Source organism: Gloeocapsopsis crepidinum LEGE 06123 (assembly GCF_015207655.1).
Lineage (GTDB): Bacteria > Cyanobacteriota > Cyanobacteriia > Cyanobacteriales > Chroococcidiopsidaceae > Gloeocapsopsis > Gloeocapsopsis crepidinum.
Genome location: NZ_JADEWN010000058.1, coordinates 24,771 through 41,605 on the forward strand (window position 1 = coordinate 24,771; position 16,835 = coordinate 41,605).

Sequence of the window (16,835 nt, forward strand, 5' to 3'; positions counted from 1 at the left end):
ATCTTGTAGGGGTATTGTATTTAGCTGTAATAACGTGAGTTTACAAGGTCGTAGGACTTACGCAAAAACTCTCTAAAACTCTTATTTCTTTATGTTCTAGTGTTCAGCAACCCCTACGGGGAATGCATCCTATCCGACGGGAAGGCTATGCCAATGTGGTTCTTTTTTCATACTGTGTGTAAGTCCTGACTATAACTCCACTCATGCTCACATCGGCTCGGCAATAGGGCAAGCAATACAAGAGGAGAACTTAACATGAGTAGCAAACGCAGCCTACGGCAGAAGTATTCTCGCATTGCTAGAGAAGGGATATATGAGGAGAATACGCGCTATACCCAGCAGTTTGACAGGGATGGCGAACCGATCTGTAATCGTTCCAACAATCCTTGCTTTTCATCGATTTTGAACTCTCGCTTACAGCGTCGTCAAGTATTAAGAGGTACGCTTGCAGCAGCTATAACATCCATGTTTGCTGGATCAATCCTGAATGGGTTAAAAGCTCGCCCTGCAAACGCCAGTACTCCCATGTTGGGGTTTAAAGCAGTTCCTATCAGCGAAGCCGATTCCATAGTGGTTCCACAAGGCTACACCGCCCGCGTTCTGATACCTTGGGGAGAACCTATTAGCGGTAGTTTTCCCAGCTATAGTCTCAAGAATACTGGGGCAGAACAGGGAATGCAGGTGGGACAGCACCATGACGGTATGCATTTTTTCCCCATTGAAGGTAAGTCACCTTACGAAGGTAGCTCCATCGATGGACTCTTAGTCGTCAACCACGAGTATGTCGAGCCACGTTATACCCATGCAGCAGCGGTAGGGCAAGCATTAGGCCCTGATGATTTCCCCATGAAAGAAGACGGCACTCGTGACACTGATCAAGTGCTCAAGGAAATGAATGGACATGGAGTGAGTATTACCCGAATATCTCGCCAGTCTGGTGGTAGCTGGAAGGTAGTGCGCGATCCGCGTAACCGCCGCATTACAGCCTTGACTCCAATGGAAATTCGAGGACCTGTGCGAGGATCTGATTTAATTAAAACGAAGTATAGCCCAGATGGGACAAGAACTCGCGGCACAATCAATAACTGTGCCCACGGTGTTACCCCTTGGAATACCTATCTCACCTGTGAAGAAAACTGGGCTAGATATTTTCTCAACAATGATGAAGACGTCCCTCGCGATCATGAGCGTTACGGAGTTTCTACGGATGGCACTTCACGCTATGGCTGGGAATTGGCAGATAACAAAGCAGATGAGTATATTCGCTTTGGTGCTTCTGCAAGTGGTGCTAGTGCAACTGAGGACTATCGCAACGAGCCGAACACGTTTGGCTGGGTAGTAGAAATTGATCCTTTCAATCCAAAGAGTACTCCGGTAAAACACACTTACCTTGGACGGTTTGCCCATGAGGGAGTTGTATTTCAGCCACCTGTAGAAGGTCAGCCCATTGTTTGCTATTCCGGTGATGATGCTCGGTTTGAGTACATTTACAAATACGTGTCAGCACAGCCCTATAATCAGGCAACAGCAAGCGGGGCTTTATTAGACGACGGAACGCTCTATGTGGCTCGGTTTAATGAAGACGGTACAGGGAAGTGGCTCGCCCTGAAGTTTGGCGAGAACGGACTCACTCCTGAAAATGGCTTCCAGGATCAGGCAGATGTTCTAGTTAATACGCGCACAGCTGCTGATTTTGTATGTGCAACTAAGATGGATCGTCCTGAGTGGGGCGCAATTGATCCTCGCAATGGAAACGTTTACTTTACACTAACCAACAACTCCAATCGCGAACCCGATCAAGTGGATGTTGCCAACCCTCGTCCTAAAAACGATTGGGGACACATTATTCGCTGGAGTGAATCTGGCAAAAACCCAACTGCTACATCGTTCAAATGGGATATATTTGTGCTGTCTGGACCAGAAGATGACAGCCGCAAGCTATCTGGTCGTCCTCTCAATGCAGATAACATCTTCGCGAATCCGGATGGACTGTGGTTTGATGCTGACGCTCGCCTTTGGATTCAGACTGACATTGGTGAAAGTTCTCAAAATCAGGGTGAGTTTGCTCAGTTTGGCAACAACCAAATGTTGGCGGCTGATACGGATACTGGTGAAATTCGCCGCTTCTTGACTGGACCAATCGGTCAAGAAATTACGGGTGTGGTTACAACCCCTGACCAGCGTACAATGTTTATCAACGTTCAGCATCCAGGAGCAACCACTTCCGAAGAAGAATTCGCGGCAGGTAAAATCAACTCACGCTGGCCCAACAAAAACCCAGAAATCTATCCTCGTTCAGCGACGGTGGTTATCACTAAAGATGACGGTGGCGTCATCGGAACTTAGCGATCTGTCAATTGTTAATTGTGGGGCGTTCTGCAATTAAGGATTAAATTTAAGTGATTTTTGAGGGATTATTGATCCCTCAAAAGTTATTGGAAAACCACCAGCCCTGAGAATACGTACCTTTGAGCAAATTCTAGCCAGACCTACATTGTTCGCACAAATGTTTTAGAAAGAAAGAAATCAACGTTAGTAACAACACCAACTGATGCTACCGAAGTGCGATCGCACAATTTTGTTACTAGGCTGAGTTACACCAGCGCGATCGCCAAAGGCATTATCGAGTGGTTTAGTCGTATCAGGGGTAAGCATGGTTACAACACAAGCATTAGCCGAACAAAGAGTTGTTCTTAAAAATATTAGTTGGCAAACATTTACAGCCATGCTGAATGAAATGGGCGAGAAGCGCAAAGTACGTTTGGCTTATATTGATGGAATATTAGAAATTATGACTCCACTAGGAGAGCATGAAAATACAAATAGGTTTATTGACGATCTAATTCGAGTATTAGCTGATGAACTCAATCTTAATCTCAAAAAGTTTGGTTCACTAACTCTCAAGCACGAAAATATGAGACGTGGAGCCGAACCGGACTCGTGTTATTACATTTCCAATGAATCGCGTGTGAGGAATAAACGTCATATTGAGCTAACTATTGATCCACCTCCCGACTTGGTAGTAGAAATTGACATTACTAGTAGCTCAATTGATAAACTTTCGATTTATGCTGCTGTGGGTGTTCCAGAAATTTGGCGTTATGATGGGCGATCGCTTCAGGTTTTCATATTATCTCAACCCAATTCGATCTACACCCCAACACAACAGAGTTCTACTTTTCCGCTTCTCGATCTGAACATGGTTCCGCAACTAATTGAACAAAGTCTCATTGATGGTGAAACCCAGACTTTGCGTTCTTTCCGTGCATGGATACAACAGCAATTAAATAAAGCTTCTAACTAAGTCTAAGTGCATTCGCACAAATATCCCCTCAAGTTGACTTGCAAGGAAGTCTTGATATTGCGGCGGTACACCTGGATCTAAGCTTCTGTTCTTAACAACTATCACTCCGCGTCATCAGTTTTCACACTAAAGTGTTCTGTTTTAAGAATTTCTTCGTAGCAAAGGTGAACACTGCTTACCCAATAATTGCCGGACTAATCAGCCGACGTCTGTAACAAAACTTAGAAGAGTGCGATCGCCTGACTCTACCACCAATCTTAGGTTAACGTTCCTGCTCGCCGGACAATCCGGTGCAGCGGAATTGTTGTGCTGCATTATAAGCGAGTTAATTACAGCACTGCTAAATCTTTAAAGCAGCGACGTGTCAACTCTAGTCGGGCGGCTGGATCTTTCTCGTTCCGAATATCGATGTTAGTGGCAAAAAAGTAAACATTCTCTCCTTTCTCCAAGTAACCGACATACCATCCAATTTTTGGTGTCACATCATCTGCAACACCGACCCAACCTGTCTTACCAGTGATTGTATAGTCTGGCGTTTTCTCCATAATCATGATGTCTTTGACAATAGACAGCGATCGCTCAGAAAAAGGTAAATCGTTTTTGTATAAGCGACGAAGAAACTGAATTTGCTCTTGAGGTGTAATTCGCAACTCTCCCTGTAACCAAAACTTATCAATATCATCGCTATTACCAATCTTTTGGTTGCCGTATCCTACTTGGTTCACCCATTGTTGCATTCGTTCATATCCTACTCGGCGGGCTAGAACTTGATAAAACCAGATAGCAGAAAGCTTGATTGCCTCTCTCATATTCAAATCTCGGTTCCATTCAGGAAATCTCGAAATTCCATCCCACGTAAGAACGGCGATTTCATCCGAAATGACTCTGGTTTCCAGTGAAATCAGGGAGTTGAGAATTTTGAATGTTGATGCAGGTAAAAAGGCTGTTGTATTGCGTTGTGGATTATGTTGAAAAACACGATCATTGTTCGAGTCGTAGATCATAATTGAACCCTCAACGCCCAAATCTTGAAAGTGTCGTCCAAAATTAATATTTTGAGCGACGTTTACGACGGGCGAAGTCTCAATTGCTGATTGTGTCATAGTTGATGCTAGTTGCATTGTTTGAAATAGGGTAAAAACAATGCAACTTAACGCAACAAGAGCAATACTTGTAAAACGAACTACTCGGTTCATGACCCTCCGCAAGATAGTGAGTTCATAGGCAGCCTTGAACTACACTGACTAACTTTTGGGTTTCGGAACCTGAGATGTAATAAATATTTAAGTTTTGAACGAAAGCAGATAAGCTCTAAATCACTGTCTCAATTGCTATTTTTGCAGCACAACTATTAGTTAGACAGAAAATTTTTGTTTATGCATTCTATACGACTACCAAGCAGAAACTTTGCATATATGTACACTCTGCTTTTAAACTCACATTCAAGTTTACTTTTATGTTTTAATTATTGACTAACCAAGTTAGAAATGGTAGTTGTGTTGATTAAAACTGAACAACTAGACTGCTATAAACAACTTATGATTTAAATAAAAAAGGTGAGCATCGCCCACCTTATAAAATGTCGATTAAACCATTTGTGCTACGTGGTACGGACTTGTTAATCGATCTAGTTGTTGCAACAACAAACTAAGGAATAAGCTAACATCGGTAGCAACACCAACTGATTCTACGGAACCGCGATCGCTCAATTTTGTCACCACCGCAGAGTTAACGCCTGGGTTGTACTACTGCGATCGCTTACATTACTTATCTCGCTTCAACTTTCAGGAAAAAATCTTAGCTTCAATTCTGCTATCAGCGTCGGGATCTCGGTTTTAATAGCATCCCAAACAATGTTGAGGTTTACATCATCATATTCGTGAACCAATCGATTTCGCATTCCATTAATTTCTTGCCACGAAATGTTTGGCAAGGTTTGACGAGTGGTTTGAGAAACTCGTCTTGCGGCTTCGGCAATTACCAATAACCGCCGAATGACTGCATCTTGTAACTGTACATTTTCAATGAACTCATCTTTCGAGCATAAGGCTGTATAATTCATGATGAGTTCTGCTGATTGCAACATATCAAGCAGGAATTGAAGATCCCGTTGCATAAATCACCTGGGCTGAGGAAAGGATTTCATGACGGCGTAAGTAGTTACGACTAGTTTCAATTCCTTGACGAGTGATGAGGTCAATTTCTCTGCGGAAAATAGTTTTCAACTCTGCTTCCATTTGGTCTAGACTACCGAAAGTGGGGTGAGCCTCTGGGTGAAATTGCACCATTACATCAATGTCACTGTCGGGGCGAAAGTCATCACGCAGAACCGAACCAAATAGGGCAAACTCGATAATTTGCCAGCGATCGCAAAATTCAGCAATTTTTTCGATTGGCAGTTCTATCGCTGTCAGTGTCATGTTAGTTTCATCTCCAGGGCTTCTAGTTGCTGACTCATCCAGGCTGTACTTAAATGATCAAGCTTAACGGTGGCAAACAGCCTTTCAGTTCCGATTAAAACTAGCTGCCGTCTGTTGCAGCAATGTGTTAGCCTGCTTTAGACTTAAGCATATGCAAGCAGTCTATCTTATGAGCTATCGCGATATCATCACAATAGAACCAGATAAGCGTGGCGGCAAACCCTGCATTCGTGGAATGCGGATTACGGTTTACGATGTTCTAGGCTGGCTAGCTGCTGGGATGTCTATTGCTGAGATCATTGACGACTTCCCAGAGTTGACGGAAACAGATATCAGGGCGTGTCTAGAATTTGCGGCTGATCGAGAGCATCGTCTAGTTGCTTCGGTGAGTGCTACTTGAAACTGCTGTTTGACCAAAACCTAAGCCGAAAGTTGGTCAATCTCTTGGTCGATATTTTCCCTGAATCTAGCCATGTGCAGTTTCATGGATTGGCGCAGAAGACAGATACCGAGATTTGGGAGTTTGCCAAGCTAAACGATTTTTGTATTGTGACTCAGGATGTAGACTTTGCTGAAAGAAGTCGGCTTCATGGTTCTCCGCCTAAAGTAGTGTGGCTACGATGTGGAAATGCACCAACTAGAGAAATTGAAGCTTTGATTCGTGCGGGTGATGAAGCAATTCAAGAACTTCTTAATAACTCCGAACTACACTGCCTTGAGTTGTACTAGCCTTTTGTAAAGAGAACATCAGTAACAATATCAAGTAAGTTTACTGAAGTGCGATCGCTCAATTTTGTCACCACTGCTAAGTTATTAGTTATGAACTTTTGGCTCTTACAGATAACTATCGATGGTTGGCTCCAGTAAGGAATATGTGACGCTGCGCTTTTGAATATCAACAGGTAATCAGGCTACCGTCTCCACTAATGGCGTGCCTCAATCGAAGCATAACTTTAGACGCTCTCAATCAACCGTTGGACTGCACTAATAACCAACTCAGGTTGATCTAGTTGCACAAGATGTCCACTATTTTCTGCAATGATATGTTGGCTATTTGACGATAGTTTGGTCAAGTCTAACTGAAGCGATGACCATTGCTGAAATCTTTCGTCACTCATCTTTGAATTTTTAGAACCCTGGCTCAACACAATTAAAGGTAGGCTGCCCAGTGATGTAACTGATTGAACTTCCTCAAAGCTCTTTTTTATATTGGCAAGTTCACTGGATGCGGTTGCCCAATAGTCGGGACGGTAACAGAAGGATTTATAGGTATCAAATAAGGTTTGTACTGCCAGCGGATATTTTTGAATTTCTCGCTTAATGTCCTCAAGAATTGGTAACAGATTCATCTCCCCGATTAATCGCAGCACTCCAACTTGACTGACAACCCTCAAAACCTGATAAAGCCAAGACTGCATTTTTATGCGTCTCCACATTTCGGATGTCATCTGATTTTCATGGGAAGAATCGACTAACACTAATCCGACCACATCTTCTGGATATTGACTTGCATACAGCCGCATATTGACTCCACCCAATGAGTGACCAACTAAAATGTAGGGAGGATTAATTCCAGCCTTAGTCAAAAGTGAATGTAATTCATCAACGCTCTGCTGACTGGTGCGGGAGATCCTGGGATTGGGATCGCTCCAACCCAACCCTGCTCGATCATAAGTGCAAACACGGGTAAATTTAGCAATTTCAGATGGAACCAAGCCCCATGTAATTGAGGAAGCACCACCACCAGCATCCATAACAACCGTTGGTGTACCTTGCCCAACACAGTTGAGATGTAGACAAAATCCCCCAATATCCACAAGTTCACCCTGTGGAGGATGTCTGCGTCGATCCAAGGCTTCACTCACTGCTTGATAGAAAATCCCTGTAAGTAATGAGATTGCGGTAATACTTAGAGTAAGCATAGCCAAATTTGCCGTAATTGTCATAGCAAAATTTATAGATTCATACTGCTGCATTCAAGGTTATCTTTGCTGCCAATTAGTTTGCGCCATAACTATTTATTAGACAGAAACTTTCTATCTATCCTATATGGGATAAAAAGCAAAAACTTTCTGGATATTATGATCAATAGTTATACTATCAAGAACCTTTTCCGATATCATATGTGGCAAACAGTCCTAAAAAACTGTGCTTCTAAACTCGCTTTGAAATTTACTTTAATGATGGTCTTCTAGCTGGTAACAGTCCGAAATAAAAATAGTGTTTGTGTTGATTAAAACTTATGAAACTGGACTGCTATAAAGTTTTAATTTAAATAAAAAAGGTGAGCATTGCCCACCTTATAAAATGTCGATTAAACCATTTGAGCTACATGATATGGACTTGTTAATCGATCTAATTGTTGCAACAACAAGCTGAGGAACAAGCCGACATCAGTAACAACACCAACTGATTCTACAGAACCGCGATCGCTTAACTTTGTCACTACCGCCGGATTAATATCAACACACACCATCTTCACGCCTGCGGGTGTCATATTACCAACACCAATAGAATGCAACATTGAAGACAGCATTAAAATCATATCTGCGCCTTCTAGTAACTGCGCATATTCTTGTTGTGCTTTAATTAAATCCATTTGGGTATCGGGTAATGGTCCATCATCGCGGATTGAACCTGCAAGCGAAAATGGTACACCTGCACGTACGCACTCGTACATCACACCACTATTTAATGCACCTTGCTCGACAGCTTTGGCAATATTGCCGTAACGACGAATCATGTTGATCACTTTCAAATGATGGCGGTGTCCGCCTCTTACTGCAACTCCGCGTTGCATATCGACACCCAAAGAAGTCCCCATCATGTTTTGTTCCATGTCGTGAACAGCGATCGCATTCCCACCGAGTAATGCTTGCACGTAGCCTTCACGAATCAATCTTGAAAGATGTTCGCCACCACCTGTATGAATCACCACAGGACCTGCTGTAACAACAACTTTACCACCTTGATCGCGGATTTTACGCAGTTCCCACGCAACTTGCTCAACAACTAATTCAACACGGCGTTCGCTAGAAACTCCTGCCGACATAAAGCTGAATTCTTGCGCGTTGCGTTGTTCGCGTGATTCGGTTTTGCGGATGGTACGGATACCTTGAACATCAACAACGACGTGTTCGTCTACTTCTAAGTCACGTAGCAGTTTGCATCTTGCTAACATACCATCAGCGGTTTGCTTAATTGCGATCGCCCCATCCATTCGTTGATTTTGTACTCTTATCCACTCACCATTGATCCGTACTTCGGTAGGATAAATCGTGGTGACGTAAAAGTCGTCTGGTGCAACTCCAGCTTGCAATACAGGCTCTAATTTAGCATCGCGCTCATCTTGGGGAAGATCGACTGCACCCAAATCAATCAGTTGCGATAGAATGCTTTCCATCACATCATGCGAAGGTGCAGAAACTTTCACCTCTGCGGTTGAGGTACTTTGTCGCTGTTCTCCCAAATTGAACTTGAGTACCTGAAAGCTACCGCTATTTTCAACAATTAAATCTAAAGCGCGGTTAATTAAACCAGTATCAAGTAAATGTCCTTCCAAGCGAATTGTCCGACTTTCTACCGACGCATTAGCCGTGACTTCGCTGCGCACAGGTTCAGTAACTCGCAATGTCAAGCACTTTGCTGCACCACCTGCTTTGAGGAATTCTGTTAGTGGTGTTTCAATGACTTGGAATCCAGCTTTGGCGAGACGTTGTTTGAGATTGTCACTCGCCTTATTCATAATCACAACCGAGTCAATATTGACGGCGTTACACGCAAAATTCACTGCATCAGCTTCAGCGATCGCAATTCGCTTTTCGGGTGCGACACGCATTTCAATCATGCGGTTGGAATACGAATCAAACGCAGGTGGATAGTACAGCAAATAACCACCAGAAAGCGGACAAAAACACGTATCCAAGTGATAAAAGCGCTCATCCATCAACCGCAATGATATCACTTCGATATCAAGCCACTTGGCAATATAAGGATGCGAGTCAAGTTCCGAACGGAAGCCGTAACCCGCCCACAACCAACGACCTTCGCGATCCAGTAATGCATCCCCTGCGCCTTCAAATGGTAAGTCTTTTGGCAATTCATACACAGTATAGCCTTGCGACTCAAACCATTGTTTAAAGTACGGTTCCTCTCCCTGACGTTCTTTGTGGTAGAAACGACTGAGAACAACGTTATCTCCTAACACAAGTCCCGCATTAGCCGTAAATACCATGTCAGGGACACCCTTTTGGGGTTGTACGAGGTCTACAATTGCATGGTCTTTGATAACATGATGCAGTTTTTGCCACTGATCGACAGCGCGATCGCGTGAAGACTTATGGATATTTCCTTCCATCCAAGGATTAATGACATAGTCTACGTCATAGTGGTCAGGAGGACACATGAGGAAGCGGATCGAAGAAGTCATAAAGTAATATCAGTGTGAATAAATTCCCAAGCTTCTATTGGATACAGACTTTTGCTGCCCCAATTCTGTAGAACTTGCTACGATTTTGCCTCGCATACGACACAGAGGCTAGATCACCATTCTATACCCAGGGCAACTTGATATAACATTAATGGGTCGTGGTGAGTGACTAGTGGCTAGTGATTAGAAAAACAACTTGCACCCAACAATCAAATCGATACGCTAGTAATGGGCAACCAATTACCTGTTACCCATTACCAATTCTCCAAAAATTTAGCTAAGGATGCGTGTAATCTCAGTATCTACTAACAGCGTTGTGGTTCCGGAAGTATAGCGATCGTAAACTTGACCTTCTAGCATTGTTGTTCCGTTGAGTAACCATCCTTGCTGTGTAGACGTGATGCGATCGCCTGCATTCCCTTTGACAATTAACTGATTTGTCGTATCCGATAAGTTTAGCAAGTTTAAGCGAGTTAACTTAAGGCTATTATTACCCGTACCCGTTAAGTCAATAATTTCAATTCCAGAGATTCGGTTACTAGGAAGCGTTGTCAAATCCATAGTTAGATTACTGATTTCAATTGCTAAGGTATCCGTACCGCTACCTCCATCCATACGACGGTTCCGAGGACCAAAAATCAGCACATCGTCACCTGCACCACCATAAAGGACATCGCTACCTCGACCACCACGTAAAGTATCATTGCCCAGCCCACCAATCAAGATATCGTCGCTATTTGTACCAATGAGTAAATCATCACCAGGTGTACCAAGACGGTTGACTTTGTTGCTGAAATCACGACCATAGATGACGTAGCTTTGTCCAGTTTCACGATTATTGAGATTAAAAGGAGAACCTAGTATTAAGTCAGCAAAGCCATCTCCGTTGACATCTCCAGCACTACTAACAGAATAACCTGAGAGATCGCCTGCGCTAATACCATTAATCTGAAAACCATTCGTGCCATCGAGTGTTGCTAAGTCAAAATTGGCTTCAAAGCCAGAAGCTTTACCAAACACGACATAGCTTTCGCCAGCATAACTTTGTCCACTAGGATCAGCATTAGGATTACTAACAATCAAGTCATCAAAACCATCACCATTAACATCTCCAGCACTACTTACACCAAACCCAGCATCATTAATCCTAAAGCCATTTGTACCATCGAGATTTGCCAGATTTAAGCTTGGCTCAAAACCTGAAGCATTACCAAATACTACGTAGCTAGAGTTAGTACCAGCAGAACCAACAATCAAATCAGCAAAACCATCACCGTTGACATCTCCAGCACTACTAACAGAAAAACCTGAGCGATCGCCTGCATTAATACCATTAATCTGAAATCCATTTGTACCATCAATTGTCCCTAGGTCAAAATTTGCTTCAAAGCCAGAAGCCCTACCAAATACTACATAGCTTTGCCCATTAGGATTACCAACAATTAAGTCATCAAAACCATCACCATTGACATCTCCAGCATTACTTACCGCAAATCCAGCACCATTAATCCTAAAGCCATTGGTGCCATCGAGTGTTGCTAAGTCAAAATTTGCCTCAAACCCAGAAGCATTACCAAATACTACATAGCTAGAGTTCGTACCAGGAGAACCAACGATTAAATCAGCCAAGCCATCACCATTGACATCTCCTGCGTTACTCACTGAAAAGCCTGAGCGATCAGATGGATTCGTGCTATTAATTGCAAAGCCATTTGTGCCATCGAGATTTGCCAGATTGAGACTTGGCTCAAAACCCGAAGCCTTACCAAATACTACATAGCTTCGACTAGCACCCTCGAAACCATAATTATCTCCCTCAAATACCCCAAGTATTATGTCATCAAAACCATCACCATTGATGTCTCCTGCACTGCTGACTGAGACGCTTGTTCTCTGTGCCCTAACGCCATCAATCCGAAAACCATTTGCACCATCGAGATTAGCAAGATCCAAATTAGCACCGAAACCCGAAGCACTGCCAAACACCACATAGCCTCTTTCTGATGTGGGGACGATCCGAGCATACTTAGATTCTCCAATAATTACATCATCGAAGCCATCGCCATTAATATCTCCCGCACTACTAACAGAAATACCAGTGTTGCTACTCGTACCAGTATCAATGCTATTCAGCGTAGAGCCATCAGTACCATCGAGTAATAATAGTTGAATCTCACCAATAGTAGATTGAAAATAATTACCATCCAAGCTCAAATCAGAGCTACCTTGTATAATGGCAATCAATTCATTTGGTTCACCAGTTTTCCTGAGAAAGACACCTATACCAGATGGTAAATTACCAGAGGTAGAAGCTAGAAGATAGTTATTTTTGTTACTATTAAGCTTGATGATATCTTCAGCGGGGTTAAAGTCAGTGATGAGAGCATAACTGCTGTAGCCAGGAGTTAATTCATTGCCATCATCGTAAAATTCTCTGCCATTAGCACCTATAAAAAAGGTATCTGCACCTGTACCGCCAGTAAGTACATCACGTTGACTTACACCGCCACTACTACCAGCTAGGGTATCGTTGCCTGCGCCACCAATAAGGGTATCGTTACCTGCTAATCCTCTCAGAATGTTGTTTTGAGAATTACCAATAATAGTGTTGTTCTGGTTGTTTCCTGTACCATTGATGACAAAAAATTCTTCTACTAATATTAAGTTTTCTACGTTATCACTTAGTGTGACACTAACTGAAGATCGTACTGTATCTATTCCAGCATTAGCAGCTTCTATAATTTCAACTGAACTGTCATTAATAATATAAGTATCATCGCCTTGACCACCGTATAAGCGATGTCCACCACCACTAGCGTCTAGTGTATCGTTGCCATTACCACCATATAAAACATCTTGTTCGTCTCTGAAACTACCACTAAAAGCAAATAGTAGATCGTTACCGTTACCACCGTACAAAGTATCAGAACCGCCACCAGTTAAAAGACCAAAATAGTTAACTGGAAAACCACCATTCAAGGTGTCATCGCCATCCCCACCATACAGAATATCGTTTCCACTATAAGTGTAGTAAACCTCAGAAAAAGTGAAATCGCCATAAAGAATATCGTTGCCATCACCGCCATAGAGAGTATCATCAGCAGCATCACCCACAAGTTGGTTATTAGCTGCATTACCCCTAATAACGTTATTCAGGTCATTACCTATACCATTAATTGCTCTAGTTCCAGTCAGCGTAAGATTCTCTACATTGTTGCCTAACGTATAACTGACAGAAGATCTGACGAGATCTATACCAGCATTCTCAGCTTCTACAACTATGTCGCCAGGGTTATTGATAATGTAAACATCATTGCCAGGTCCTCCAACTAAGGAGTCAATGCCCGCGCCACCATTAAGAGTATCGTTGCCTCGTCCACCATAAAGCGTATCATTACCACCCAACCCAAGCAATAAATCGTTTCCTGCTAAACCGAAAATTGTGTCAGCAAACCGAGTTCCAACTAACGTATCGTTACCTGGAGTTCCGATAATAGTAGCCATAATATTTTTTGCCTCTGCATATTTGGGAAAAATGCTCATATCGGCATCAAAAAAATGCTTGATACCGATGCTGTTGTACAAACAAGCCGCAGTCTTAAAGTCTTTGGTCTTAGAAGAAATTATCTCCTCTAACAAAATAGATTAAGTCAAAATATATTACGGTAGTGTAAAGTTTCAGTAAACCAAAGTTGCACTGAGAGCCATTGTATAAAGCTCTGACTAAATACTAATCACGATTAACTCCATAAATTTTACGGTCAACTTGAAAGTTACGTATAATAATTGACACAACAGATTCTCCGACAATGGTTATTAAAAAATGAAAAATCAAACATATCTAATACTTTGACTTGAAAGAAAAAAGTAAATTTTATTAATAATGTGTTAAATGTAATTACTTATCTAAACTCATGGAGAAAAGCAATATTAATTAATAATAAAACAACTTAACTGCTTATTCAAAGATTTAGGCATTGATAGCAGATGAGGTGCATTGTGAGTAGTGAATAGTAAATCATATCTCTAGACAGATGTGCTGAGGAAAAACTAAAACACAAAATGTAAACGCAGCGTGCGATCGCCCCCATTGAGTCTGGTAAGTTAGTTAAGCTGGTTAACGTAAGAGCCGCTTTGTGTTCAACATGAAGGAGAGCTTTAGTTATTCACACTTTCGCTAGGCAGGATAAATGGAATAGAACTATGGCACTAATTGTCCAGAAATACGGTGGTACCTCGGTCGGTTCAGTTGAGCGGATTCAAGCAGTTGCTCAGCGCGTAATGCAAACAGTGCAAGCAGGAAACTCACTTGTTGTTGTTGTTTCTGCAATGGGTAAAACTACCGATGGTCTGGTCAAATTAGCCAATGCTATTTCCTCTAACCCTTGTCGCCGTGAAATGGATATGCTGCTGTCTACAGGCGAACAAGTATCAATTGCTCTCCTCAGTATGGCATTGCAAGAGTTTGGACAACCTGCTGTTTCTCTGACTGGCGCACAAGTGGGAATTGTAACTGAAGCAGAACACACTCGCGCTCGGATTTTACAAATTAGTTCTCAGCGAATTGAAAAGCATCTTAAAGATCGCAAAGTCGTTGTTGTTGCTGGATTTCAAGGCATTAGTAGTACTACAGACTGGGAAATTACGACTTTAGGACGTGGCGGTTCAGATACTTCTGCTGTTGCTTTAGCAGCAGCACTCAAAGCCAATTGTTGTGAAATCTACACTGATGTTCCAGGAATTTTAACGACAGATCCGCGCATCGTGCCAGAAGCACAACTGATGACTGAAATTACCAGTGATGAAATGCTAGAACTCGCCAGCTTGGGTGCAAAAGTTCTACATCCGCGTGCAGTAGAAATTGCCCGCAATTACGGTGTTGAATTAGTCGTACGCTCAAGTTGGAGCGATGAACCTGGAACAAAAGTGATTTCTCCACAACCTCAGTCGCGATCGCTTGTTGGCTTAGAAATTACCAAGCCAGTAGATGGCGTAGAATACGACACCAATCAAGCAAAAGTTGCTTTACTGCGCGTCCCCGATCGCCCTGGTGTTGCAGCACGCTTATTTGGAGAAATTGCCAGACAAAATTTAGATGTTGATTTGATTATTCAATCAATTCACGAAAGTAACACCAATGACATCGCATTTACGGTAACAACACCGATTCTCAAACGTGCAGAAGCTGTAGCACAAGCGATTGCTCCAGTTTTGCGATCGCATAGCGCTTCTCAAGAAGAAGCGGAAGTCATGGTGCAACAACAAATTGCCAAAGTCAGCATCGTCGGTGCAGGTATGATCGGGCGTCCTGGTGTTGCGGCTCAAATGTTTGCTACGCTCTCAGATGCAGGAATCAACATTCAGATGATTTCTACCTCTGAAGTCAAAGTTAGCTGTGTCATTGATGCAGAAGATTGCGATCGCGCCATTGATGTTTTATGTCGCACTTTTGAAGTTAATAGACAGGAAGCACTGGGCAAAAACGAACATCTACCCATTCAAAATCAAAAAGCACCTCCTGTGCGAGGTGTTGCTTTAGCTCTTAAGCAAGCACGACTTGCAATTCGCCAAGTCCACGATCGCCCAGGAACAGCAGCTAAGTTGTTTGGACTTTTAGCGCAACATAACATCAGTGTAGATATGATTATTCAGTCACAGCGTTGTCGTGTTGTTGATGGTATCCCGAAACGCGATATAGCCTTTACTGTGGCACAAATTGATGCCGAAGAAGCCCGTCGAGTGTTAGCAGAAGCTGCGGCAGAGTTTGGTTGGGGTGAAGTTGTTGTTGATAGTGCGATCGCTAAAGTTAGTATTGTTGGTGCAGGCATGATAGGACAACCAGGTGTTGCTGCACGGATGTTTGAAGCACTAGCTCAACACAAAATAAATATTCAAATGATTACCACATCAGAAATTAAAATCAGCTGTGTTGTAGCACAAGAACAAGGCATTCTTGCTTTAAAAGCAATTCATACAGCTTTTGAACTAGGAAGCGGTCAACAAATTCAAGTGCCAGCGTAATCATACAGCCTATTGCAGTTTTATGAGGCACAGTAGCAACAGTGAGTAAACCAGTTTTTCAAATGCACGGGATTAATTAAATCGAGTGCAGTGGCAATGAGAAGATCAACCCTGAATGCAGTAGTTGGGGAAAAGGAGCGCAAAAAAGCTTTTAATTGTGACCACCAAAGTTCAATTGGATTAAAGTCAGGAGAATAAGGTGACAGGTATTGAATAGTTGCGCCCACTGATTGAATTAAAGACTCAATTTGTTTGAGTTTATGTGCTGGAAGATTGTCCATAACAACCACAGCACCCTGCCACAGTTGAGGCAGTAAACACTTTTCAATAAACACTTGAAAGGCTTGACCATCCATTGAACCATTCAAGGTCATTACAGCTAAAACTCGTTTTGTGCTAATTGCGCCAATGACGGTGACTTTCGACCCGCGATAAAATGGTTGCTCATCATACACTCGAGTTCCACAAAAGCTTCGGGCATGAGTTCGTGTTAACCCCAGCAGTACACCCATTTCATCGATGAAAACTAATACTAAACCGCGTTCTAAAGAACAATTCTCAGATGAGGGAAGTAGGTCATGGAAGACAGCTTTGCAGGAGCTAGCATTAACTCCTGCAAGCCTTGGCAAAGGACATCTGTAACAGCATCAAGTGAGTCGAA

13 protein-coding genes and 1 pseudogene are annotated in these 16,835 nt (G+C 42.6%); 5 read left to right on the plus strand and 9 right to left on the minus strand.

Annotation, left to right across the window (positions count from 1 at the left end; all coding sequences use genetic code 11):
• Positions 1 to 255 precede the first annotated feature (255 nt).
• On the plus strand, positions 256 to 2,346 hold the full coding sequence (locus IQ230_RS19795; RefSeq protein WP_228055164.1) for a PhoX family protein: 2,091 nt from the start codon (positions 256 to 258) through the stop codon (positions 2,344 to 2,346).
• A 186-nt stretch (positions 2,347 to 2,532) separates the two neighbouring features.
• Here the strand turns inward: IQ230_RS19795 and IQ230_RS27505 are convergent, their stop codons facing one another.
• Positions 2,533 to 2,655: a hypothetical protein gene (locus IQ230_RS27505; protein WP_265576242.1), complete on the minus strand. Its 123-nt coding sequence runs from the start codon at positions 2,653 to 2,655 to the stop codon at positions 2,533 to 2,535.
• On the opposite strand from IQ230_RS27505, the gene IQ230_RS19800 reads away from it, so the two are divergent.
• Positions 2,654 to 3,304 (plus strand): Uma2 family endonuclease, encoded by a 651-nt coding sequence (locus tag IQ230_RS19800; RefSeq protein WP_193933974.1) that lies wholly within the window; start codon positions 2,654 to 2,656, stop codon positions 3,302 to 3,304. The genes IQ230_RS27505 and IQ230_RS19800 overlap by 2 nt on opposite strands.
• Positions 3,305 to 3,633: 329 nt before the next feature.
• Here IQ230_RS19800 and blaOXA read toward each other — a convergent pair whose 3' ends face one another.
• The 4 genes and pseudogenes from blaOXA to IQ230_RS19815 form a co-directional block, all read right to left on the minus strand.
• A complete protein-coding gene (gene blaOXA, locus IQ230_RS19805) occupies positions 3,634 to 4,407 on the minus strand; it encodes a class D beta-lactamase (RefSeq protein WP_228055165.1) in 774 nt (257 codons plus the stop codon).
• Positions 4,408 to 4,890: 483 nt separating this feature from the next.
• A pseudogene (locus IQ230_RS27510) lies at positions 4,891 to 5,037 on the minus strand (ornithine cyclodeaminase family domain); the annotation flags it as partial.
• 44 nt (positions 5,038 to 5,081) lie between these two features.
• A complete protein-coding gene (locus IQ230_RS19810) occupies positions 5,082 to 5,420 on the minus strand; it encodes a HepT-like ribonuclease domain-containing protein (RefSeq protein WP_193933976.1) in 339 nt (112 codons plus the stop codon).
• Positions 5,392 to 5,724: a nucleotidyltransferase family protein gene (locus IQ230_RS19815; protein WP_193933977.1), complete on the minus strand. Its 333-nt coding sequence runs from the start codon at positions 5,722 to 5,724 to the stop codon at positions 5,392 to 5,394. Before IQ230_RS19815 ends, IQ230_RS19810 begins: the two co-directional genes overlap by 29 nt.
• Before the next feature lie 169 nt (positions 5,725 to 5,893).
• On the opposite strand from IQ230_RS19815, the gene IQ230_RS19820 reads away from it, so the two are divergent.
• Positions 5,894 to 6,124, plus strand: coding sequence for a DUF433 domain-containing protein (locus IQ230_RS19820; RefSeq protein WP_193933978.1), 231 nt, complete (start codon positions 5,894 to 5,896; stop codon positions 6,122 to 6,124).
• On the plus strand, positions 6,121 to 6,453 hold the full coding sequence (locus tag IQ230_RS19825; protein WP_193933979.1) for a DUF5615 family PIN-like protein: 333 nt from the start codon (positions 6,121 to 6,123) through the stop codon (positions 6,451 to 6,453). The genes IQ230_RS19820 and IQ230_RS19825 overlap by 4 nt, the downstream gene beginning before the upstream one ends.
• Before the next feature lie 224 nt (positions 6,454 to 6,677).
• Here IQ230_RS19825 and IQ230_RS19830 read toward each other — a convergent pair whose 3' ends face one another.
• The 3 genes from IQ230_RS19830 to IQ230_RS19840 form a co-directional block, all read right to left on the minus strand.
• A complete protein-coding gene (locus IQ230_RS19830; RefSeq protein WP_228055166.1) occupies positions 6,678 to 7,670 on the minus strand; it encodes an alpha/beta fold hydrolase in 993 nt (330 codons plus the stop codon).
• 368 nt (positions 7,671 to 8,038) lie between these two features.
• Positions 8,039 to 10,153, minus strand: coding sequence for a bifunctional arginine dihydrolase/ornithine cyclodeaminase (argZ, locus tag IQ230_RS19835; RefSeq protein WP_193933980.1), 2,115 nt, complete (start codon positions 10,151 to 10,153; stop codon positions 8,039 to 8,041).
• A 273-nt stretch (positions 10,154 to 10,426) separates the two neighbouring features.
• Positions 10,427 to 13,657 carry a beta strand repeat-containing protein gene (locus tag IQ230_RS19840; RefSeq protein WP_193933981.1) on the minus strand — a complete coding sequence of 1,077 codons (3,231 nt, stop codon included), beginning with the start codon at positions 13,655 to 13,657 and terminating at the stop codon, positions 10,427 to 10,429.
• Between the two features lie 699 nt (positions 13,658 to 14,356).
• Here IQ230_RS19840 and IQ230_RS19845 point away from each other — a divergent pair.
• A complete protein-coding gene (locus tag IQ230_RS19845; protein ID WP_193933982.1) occupies positions 14,357 to 16,174 on the plus strand; it encodes an aspartate kinase in 1,818 nt (605 codons plus the stop codon).
• A 20-nt stretch (positions 16,175 to 16,194) separates the two neighbouring features.
• Here IQ230_RS19845 and IQ230_RS19850 read toward each other — a convergent pair whose 3' ends face one another.
• On the minus strand, positions 16,195 to 16,803 hold the full coding sequence (locus tag IQ230_RS19850) for a transposase (RefSeq protein ID WP_193933983.1): 609 nt from the start codon (positions 16,801 to 16,803) through the stop codon (positions 16,195 to 16,197).
• Positions 16,804 to 16,835: the final 32 nt, after the last annotated feature.

Bases quoted from the DNA above. Each gene is read 5' to 3' on its own strand.
- IQ230_RS19810 (WP_193933976.1), bottom strand. From the start codon at position 5,420: ATGCAACGGGATCTTCAATTCCTGCTTGATATGTTGCAATCAGCAGAA.
- argZ (WP_193933980.1), bottom strand. From the start codon at position 10,153: ATGACTTCTTCGATCCGCTTCCTCATGTGTCCTCCTGACCACTATGAC.
- IQ230_RS19820 (WP_193933978.1), top strand. From the start codon at position 5,894: ATGAGCTATCGCGATATCATCACAATAGAACCAGATAAGCGTGGCGGC.
- IQ230_RS19800 (WP_193933974.1), top strand. From the start codon at position 2,654: ATGGTTACAACACAAGCATTAGCCGAACAAAGAGTTGTTCTTAAAAAT.
- IQ230_RS19830 (WP_228055166.1), bottom strand. From the start codon at position 7,670: ATGACAATTACGGCAAATTTGGCTATGCTTACTCTAAGTATTACCGCA.
- IQ230_RS19795 (WP_228055164.1), top strand. From the start codon at position 256: ATGAGTAGCAAACGCAGCCTACGGCAGAAGTATTCTCGCATTGCTAGA.
- IQ230_RS19815 (WP_193933977.1), bottom strand. From the start codon at position 5,724: ATGACACTGACAGCGATAGAACTGCCAATCGAAAAAATTGCTGAATTT.
- blaOXA (WP_228055165.1), bottom strand. From the start codon at position 4,407: ATGACACAATCAGCAATTGAGACTTCGCCCGTCGTAAACGTCGCTCAA.
- IQ230_RS19840 (WP_193933981.1), bottom strand. From the start codon at position 13,657: ATGGCTACTATTATCGGAACTCCAGGTAACGATACGTTAGTTGGAACT.
- IQ230_RS19845 (WP_193933982.1), top strand. From the start codon at position 14,357: ATGGCACTAATTGTCCAGAAATACGGTGGTACCTCGGTCGGTTCAGTT.
- IQ230_RS27505 (WP_265576242.1), bottom strand. From the start codon at position 2,655: ATGCTTACCCCTGATACGACTAAACCACTCGATAATGCCTTTGGCGAT.